Source organism: uncultured Pseudoflavonifractor sp. (assembly GCA_904419835.1).
Taxonomy (GTDB): Bacteria; Bacillota; Clostridia; order Oscillospirales; family Oscillospiraceae; genus Pseudoflavonifractor.
The window spans coordinates 1-7,790 of record CAJFTA010000091.1; the positions used below are offsets into that span (position 1 = coordinate 1).

Annotated in this window: 2 protein-coding genes and 1 pseudogene; 2 read left to right on the forward strand and 1 reads right to left on the reverse strand. The window is 62.5% G+C overall.

The genetic code is table 11. The features are described 5' to 3' along the window. Positions 1-1,620: leucine-rich repeat protein (locus tag QZY67_RS11510; RefSeq protein WP_295370446.1), on the reverse strand; the 1,620-nt coding region annotated here is incomplete at its 3' end. A gap of 387 nt (positions 1,621-2,007) precedes the next feature. Between QZY67_RS11510 and nifJ the strand changes: the two are divergent. Next, positions 2,008-5,530, forward strand: a pseudogene (gene nifJ, locus QZY67_RS11515) (pyruvate:ferredoxin (flavodoxin) oxidoreductase). 418 nt (positions 5,531-5,948) lie between these two features. Further along, positions 5,949-7,370, forward strand: a complete 1,422-nt coding sequence (locus QZY67_RS11520; RefSeq protein ID WP_295370448.1) for a MerR family transcriptional regulator — start codon at positions 5,949-5,951, stop codon at positions 7,368-7,370. Positions 7,371-7,790: the final 420 nt, after the last annotated feature.

The window sequence follows — 7,790 nt, forward strand, 5'->3', positions numbered from 1 at the left end:
GGTGCCGTTGGGGTCGAATTTTCCGCCGCCCACGCCGTTGACTACCCCCAGACCGGCCATTTTCTGGACGTTGAAGTCGGTGGTGTCGGAGAATGTGGCTCGCTGGGTGATGGTCTCGCCGGTCACCTTCTCGTAGAGCCTCACCGCCAGGGCGCAGAACTCGGCCCGGGTGGCGGCCTGAGTGTACCGGCTCTCGAAGCTGTCGGGCACAATGCCGGCGACGGCGGCCTGGCTGAGCTGTCCCGCGGCCCAGGAGGAGGGCAGGTCCCCTTCCGCCGCCACGATGAAGGTCACCGGGATATCGAAAGACTGGAACGTATCCCCGCCAATATGGGAACTGGTGAAGTTGCCCCGTACATGTTGGATATAGATACCGGGCTTCAGGCCGGTCTGGGGCTGCACGGTATAGGTGACGGTCTCGTGGGGCGCGATGCGTGCGCTCATGTGCCCGTGCGAATAGACGAACCCGCTCTTGCTCCACTCAACCCTTAATTCGGACGTCCCGCTCAGGCTGATTTTATAGTCGTCCTCGTTGGTGAAGGAGATGCTGCGGGGAGCGGGCTGGACGTATCCCACCTCCACCGCGCCGAAGTCTATGGCCTCCGCGCTCACAGTCACCCGGAAATTCGGAGTCTGCACGGTATAGGACAGATGCAGGTCGGCGCTGGCTCCCTCCTGGGTGGTGACGGTGACGGTCTCGCTGTGTGTTCCATAGTCGCGCCCGGGTCTGGGTTCCACGGTAAAGGTACAGCTCTCTCCGGCTTCCAGAGTTCTGACGCTCGAACCGAGCCAGCTGTAGTCGCTCTCCCAGTGGAATATCCAATCGGGGCGATCGTCAGGCAGTTTCAGAACGAGTGACCTGTCGCCGCTGTTGGTGACGGTGACAACCCTGGGTTCCGGCTGATAGTCATTTCCTGTGAGAGTGGTGCCGAAGTCCACGGTGGAGGGACTCAGAGAGATGCTGTATCCGGGGATGGATTCTCCCTCATAGATGACGGAGTGGACGAAGTTCCGTGAGGACCAGTCTTCATAGCCGGTAGCCCCTTTGGGGATGACAAAAACGACCTCACCGCTGCCCTCGCGGTAGGCGGCGTAGGGATTGAAATAGTACTCAGGGGCTACCATACCCTCCATATAGACGGTATCCAGTGCGCTGCTCCATCGAAAGGGATTATCCATCACCTTCACGCTGGCGGGGATGGTGATCTCTCTCAGGGCGTCACAGCTTGCGAAGGCAAGTTCGTTGATGTAGATAAGACTTTCACTCAGTTTGACGTCGGACAGGGAGTTGCAATAAGCAAATGCTAACCTTCCAATCGAGATTACACTGTCCGGGACGGTCACGCCGGTGATGTTCGTCTCCTCAAAGGCCTTATCATCGATGACGGTCACAGGGTACTCCTGCCCGTTCTCATCGGTGACGGAGGCGGGGATGTCCGCGTAGGTGGAGCCGGCCAGGGATTCGTCATAGCGGGCCAGATGGGCACTGCCGTTTTCCCACAGATTAAAGGTATAGGGGCCGACCTGGACGGTGGATTCCACAACCGATGCCGAGGCGGCGGGCATGAGGGAGAGGCACAGGCACAGGGCCAGCAGCAGGGAAAGAGCGCGCTTTTTCATATGGGGGTTCCTCCTTCTTTCCGTTTTTTTCAGTATGGCACACCTGAAAACGAAAGACCATATGCGGGCTGCATAGTATTCCAACTTTTTCTGCCCCGGCGGACATGAAAAAAGAAGCGGGCGCGGGACAGCCGGCAGCGCGCCCCGGGCGTTCTGCCGGCAGCGGCTGATTTCAAAAAATTCCCTGACAAAAATTTTCAGACGCCCATCCCGCCGCACTCGGTCCGCTCCGGCGCGGATTTTTCCCCAGCCGCCAAAAAAAAGCGGGAAAAATCCCCCCTTTTGGGCAAGATGCAATTTACAAACCGGCTGGAAGGTGGTAAAATATCTGCGCTGAATCATTTAGAAGCCATTCACGCAAGTTCACATAAGGAGGAATTGTTCAAAATGGCGAGAAAACTCAAAACCATGGACGGCAATACCGCCGCGGCGCACGTATCCTATGCGTTCACCGAGGTGGCGGGCATCTACCCCATCACCCCGTCCAGCCCCATGGCCGACAACGTGGACCAGTGGGCCGCGGCCGGCCGCAAGAACATCTTCGGCGACACGGTCAAGGTCATCGAGATGCAGTCTGAGGCCGGCGCTGCCGGTACCGTCCACGGCTCCCTGGCCGCCGGCGCCCTGACCACCACCTACACCGCCTCTCAGGGCCTGCTGCTGATGATCCCCAACATGTACAAGATCGCCGGCGAGCTGCTGCCCTGCGTGTTCCACGTCTCCGCCCGTACCGTGGCCGCCCAGTCCCTGAACATCTTCGGCGACCACTCCGACGTGATGGCCTGCCGCCAGACCGGCTTCGCCATGCTGGCCGAGACCAACCCCCAGGAGGTCATGGACCTGGGCGCCGTTGCCCACCTGGCCGCCATCAAGGGCCGCGTTCCCTTCCTGAACTTCTTCGACGGCTTCCGCACCTCCCACGAGATCCAGAAGATCGCCATCTGGGATTATGACGACCTGAAGGAAATGGTGGACATGGACGCCGTGGAGGCCTTCCGCAAGCGGGCCCTCAACCCCGAGCGCCCCGTCATGCGCGGCTCCCACGAGAACGGCGACATCTTCTTCCAGCACCGCGAGGCCTGCAACAAGTACTACGACGCCCTCCCCGAGATCGTCGAGGAGTACATGGGCAAGGTCAACGCCAAGCTGGGCACCAACTATCAGCTGTTCAACTACTACGGCGCGCCCGACGCCGACCGCGTCATCATCGCCATGGGCTCCATCTGCGATGTGACCGAGGAAGTCATCGACTACCTGAACGCCCACGGCGAGAAGGTGGGCCTGGTGAAGGTCCGCCTGTACCGGCCCTTCCGCGCCGACAAGCTGCTGGCTGCCATCCCCGAGACCGCCAAGCACATCGCCGTGCTGGACCGCACCAAGGAGCCCGGCGCCCAGGGCGATCCTCTCTACCTGGACGTTGTCACCGCCTTCGCCAACGCCGGCCGTCAGGCCACCATCATCGGCGGCCGCTACGGCCTGGGCTCCAAGGACACCCCGCCCAAGAGCGTGTTCGCCGTCTATGAGGAGCTGCAGAAGGCCGAGCCCAAGCGCCAGTTCACCATCGGCATTGTGGACGACGTGACCAACACCTCCCTGGTGGAGCACGACTGCCCCAACACCGCCGCTGAGGGCACCATCGAGTGCAAGTTCTGGGGTCTGGGCGGCGACGGCACCGTCGGCGCCAACAAGAACTCCATCAAGATCATCGGCGACCACACCGACAAGTACGTCCAGGCCTACTTCCAGTACGACTCCAAGAAGACCGGCGGCGTGACCATCAGCCACCTGCGCTTCGGCGACAAGCCCATCAAGAGCCCCTACTACATCAACAAGGCCGACTTCGTGGCCTGCCACAACCCCTCCTACATCATCAAGGGCTTCCCCATGGTCCGCGACGTGAAGGACGGCGGCATCTTCCTCATCAACTGCCAGTGGTCCGCTGAGGAGCTGGACAAGCACATGCCCGCCGTGGCCAAGCGCTACATCGCCGAGCACAACGTCCAGGTCTACACCATCGACGCCATCGACCTGGCCGCCAAGATCGGCATGGGCAAGCGCACCAACACCATCCTTCAGTCCGCCTTCTTCTCCCTGGCCAAGGTCATGCCCCAGGAAGAGGCCATCCAGTACATGAAGGACGCCGCCACCCACTCCTACCTGAAGAAGGGCCAGGACATCGTGGACATGAACCACAAGGCCATCGACACCGGCGCCACCGCCTACAAGAAGTTCGATGTGCCCGCCTCCTGGGCCACCGCCGAGGACGAGACCGTTTCCGCCGAGCTGTCCGGCAAGCCCGAGCTGGTGAAGATGGTCAAGGAGATCCTGGAGCCCGTGGGCAAGATGGACGGCGACTCCCTGCCCGTCTCCGCCTTTGTGGACCACGTGGACGGCACCTTCTGCCAGGGCGCTTCCGCCTATGAGAAGCGCGGCGTGGCCGTCATGGTCCCCACCTGGGATTCCTCCAAGTGCATCCAGTGCAACCAGTGCTCCTACGTCTGCCCCCACGCCACCATCCGTCCCTACGCCCTGACCGAGGAGGAGGCCGCCGCCGCCCCCGAGGCCGCCAAGATCGTGGACGTGAAGGCCGGCAAGGGCAAGGGCGTGTATAAGTTCGCCATCGCCGTCAGCCCCCTGGATTGTATGGGCTGCGCCGTCTGCGCCAAGAACTGCCCCGTCCAGGCCCTGACCATGGTGCCCCAGGAGCAGGAGGCCGCCCAGCAGGGCGTGTTCGACTACATGGTGGCCAAGGTTGCCCCCAAGGCCGACATGGAGAGCATCAAGACCGTCAAGGAGAGCCAGTTCAAGCAGCCCCTGCTGGAGTTCTCCGGCTCCTGCGCCGGCTGTGCCGAGACCGCCTATGCCCGCCTGGTCACCCAGGTCTGCGGCGACCCTGTTCGAGGATAACGCCGAGCACGGCCTGGGCATCTACCTGGGCCAGAAGGCCATCCGCGACCGGCTGGCCGACAAGACCCGTGCGCTGCTGAATCTGGACTGGTGCACCGGCGCCATCAAGGAGGCCGGCCAGAAGTGGCTGGACACCATGCAGGACGGCGAGGCCAATGCCGAGGCCACCAAGGCCTATGTGGCCGCGCTGGAGGATGGCCTGTGCACCGTGGACGAGCTCCTTGCCAGCGACAAGGCCGAGATCCGCGCCTTTGGCGAGGAGCTGAAGGCCAAGGGCGAGACCCTGTGCCAGTGCGACGCCTGCAAGCTGGCTGCTGAGATCCTCCAGGAGAAGGAGTACCTGAGCAAGAAGTCCGTGTGGATCTTCGGCGGCGACGGCTGGGCCTACGACATCGGCTACGGCGGCCTGGACCACGTTCTGGCCTCCGGCGAGGACGTGAACGTCTTCGTGTTTGACACCGAGGTGTACTCCAACACCGGCGGTCAGGCCTCCAAGTCCTCCAACATCGGCCAGGTGGCCCAGTTCGCCGCGGCCGGCAAGACCGTGGCCAAGAAGTCCCTGTCCGAGATCGTGATGCAGTACGGTTACGTCTACGTGGCCCAGGTGGCCATGGGCGCCAACCCCAACCAGACCCTGGCCGCCATCCGTGAGGCCGAGGCCTATCACGGTCCCTCCCTGGTCATCGGCTACGCCCCCTGCGAGATGCACTCCATCAAGGGCGGCATGAGCAACTGCCAGGTCGAGATGAAGAAGGCTGTCGAGTGCGGCTACTGGAATCTGTTCCGGTTCAACCCCGCGCTGAAGGCCGAGGGCAAGAACCCCTTCACCCTGGACTCCAAGGCCCCCGCCGGCGGCTATCAGGAGTTCCTGATGAACGAGGCCCGTTACTCCTCCCTGACCCGGTCCTTCCCCGACCGCGCCAAGGAGCTCTTCGCCCGCAACGAGGAGTCCGCCAAGGAGCGTTACGAGCATCTGACCAAGCTGATCGAGCTGTACAAGTAATCGAAAAGCGTACGACACCCCCGGACGCAGATGCGTCCGGGGGTGTTTTTGCGGCGGACTCCTCGTTGCTGGGGGTGCGTCCGCCAAGGAGCGTTGCGAGCATCTGGAGGGGCCCCCAACACAGCCGTTGGGCTGTGTTGGGGAGAGGAGGCGCAGCGGCGTGAGGGAGGGGGACCGCCTGCGGGCCCCCGAGGGATACAGAGCTTGTGCCGACGAGATCGAGCTGTACAAGTAATCGAAAAGCGTATGACGCCCCCGGACGCATCTGCGTCCGGGGGTGTTTTTATGTCTGCTGTTGTTGACGGAGGCCTACGCTGTCCTGTATGATAAAAATAGAGAAAAAACCCGCAAAAAGCTTGACTGTGAACCAGGTTCATACCTTATCCTGAAGGCGACAACAAGGAAAGGCGGGAGGAAGATGACCATACGGGAGGCGGAACAGCGCACCGGCCTGGACCGGGCCACCATACGGTTCTACGAAAAGGAGGGGCTGATCAGCCCCAAACGGCAGGAGAACGGCTACCGGGACTATGGGGAGGCGGACATCACAGCCCTGCTGCGGATCAAGCTGCTGCGGGAGCTGGGGGTATCTCTGGAGGAGATCCGAGCCCTGCAGCAGGGGGCGCAGGCCCTGCCGGACACGCTGGCCCGGCGCATGGCCGCCCTGGAGCGGGAGATGGCGGACGCGGGAGCGGCCCGGGAGACCTGCCGGGCCATCCGGGAGGAGGGCGTGGGCTACGAGAGCCTGGACCCGGAGAAGTATCTGAACCGGGAGGACACCCCAGCACCTCTGTTCCGGGATGCGCCGCCCCCAGTGCTCTGTCCCTGGCGGCGGCTGCTGGCCCGGCTGTTTGACCTGGAGCTGTACCACCTGGCGTGGACGGCCCTGCTCTCCCTGGTCTTCCATCTGAACATGGCGGAGCGGAATGCGGCCCTGAGATGGCTGGACACGGCCATCTGCCTGGTGCTCATGATTATGGTGGAGCCCATTCTGCTGAGCCGGTGGGGGACCACCCCGGGCAAGGCCATCTTCGGTCTGCGGGTGGAGAAGGCGGACGGCGGCCGCCTGACCTACGGGGAGGGAAACACCCGCACCATGTCCATGATCTGGCGGGGGCTGGGCTGGAATGTGCCCATCTACACCCTGGTGCGGCTGATAAAGAGCTACAACTTCTACTGCCGGGAAAAGGAGCTGCCCTGGGACAGGGCCCTGGACCTGGTGGTGGAGGCAAGGCCCAAAAGCAGCCTGAGAAACGGGGCGTTCGCGGCGGCAGCGGCGGCAGTATTGGGGCTGACCGTGCTGACAATCTTTGCGGGGGGCTTCCCGCCCAACCGGGGGAGCCTGACCCCGGCGGAGCTGGCCGAGAATTACAATTTCCTGGCGGAATATTACGGCAGTCCCACATATATTCTGGAGGAGGACGGGAGCTGGACAGCCCTGGAGACCCGGGGCGGGGCCTATATCATCCATATTCCTGGGCTGGAGCGGCTGCCCCTGACCTGGGAGAGCGACAGCGAGGGGAACCTGACCGCAGTCACCGCCTCATGGAGCTGGGACGGCGAGGGCTTTGCCCAATGGCCGGGGCTGGATATGCAGCTGCTCACCCTGGCCTTTGCCGCCGGGGAGGGGAACTGGCTTGACTACTGGGGCAAGCTGGGCCTGCTGGACACAGTGGCCAATGGGGAGGTCTTTTCCAGCTTCAGCCGGACGGCGCAGGGAATCGCGCTGGACTGGGACACCCGGCTGGAGGGCGACGTAATCGTGGGCGACTATTTTGTGGTGGGGGAGGAGAATGCCCCATGCAGCGGTAAAATCACCCTCACCATCCGACCGGCGTGAAATATGGCAAGGGCGGAGGCTGACAGAGAGAAGCAGCCTCCGCCCGGCGGGTCAGCGGTCGCTGACCTGCCATTCGGATTCCATATAGAAGATGTAGTCATCCACGTCCTCCCGGGGATCCGCCGCCGGCGGCTGGACGGGAAGGGAGACAGAGTTGATCTCGGACACAGGCGCCCTCCTCTCAAGAAAGAATTTTGCCCTTCATATCATCATATGCGGCGGAGCCTGTGGGATGCGCCGCCGCCCAAAAGGCCCACCGGATAAGCGTACCCCAGAGGGAAGAGACAATGCAGTCGAAGAGGACAGAAAGAAAATTTAAATTTTGTAGGTTTGTCAAACATATTGGACGGCGAACTCGTTAGGAGAGGACCAGTTAAGCGGTCTCATAGGGAAGTCGTTAGAGCGGCGGTTATGGACAGC